Origin of the sequence: Pseudovibrio sp. W64, assembly GCF_001623145.1 — a bacterium.
In the GTDB taxonomy this organism is placed as follows: Bacteria; Pseudomonadota; Alphaproteobacteria; order Rhizobiales; family Stappiaceae; genus Pseudovibrio.
In genome coordinates, this window is record NZ_LMCI01000038.1 from 770,982 (window position 1) to 771,363 (window position 382).

Annotated in this window: 1 protein-coding gene; it reads right to left on the reverse strand. The window is 57.1% G+C overall.

Features of this window, described 5'->3' with window-relative positions:
* Positions 1-382 (reverse strand): HlyD family efflux transporter periplasmic adaptor subunit (locus tag PsW64_RS27425; RefSeq protein ID WP_153042409.1); only part of this gene is annotated, 382 nt, incomplete at both ends.

The window sequence follows — 382 nt, forward strand, 5'->3', positions numbered from 1 at the left end:
GACCGGTTGAACACGGCTTTCAATCACCAGATCACTGTCTTCCGGGACCACCAGCATGAGTGTATCACCCGGTGCGATCACGCCGCCAACAGTGTGAACGTTGAGCTGATGCACATAACCGGATTGTGGTGCGCGGATGTCAATGCGCTTCAGGCGGTCCTGTGCGGCCACTTCCTGCTCTTCCAGTTCGGCAATCTGTGAGCGGATGTTTTGCAGGTCAGACAGAACTTTTTCCAAAAACTCTTCGTCCAGCTGCAGGATCTGCACGCGCTTTTCGCTGATGGCTTCCTTGGTCTGAGCGACCTGAGAGATTAGCCCACCGCGGTCCCCAACCAGCTCGGCCCGTTCCCGCTTGATGGCGGTGACCTGAGAGGCGTTGATC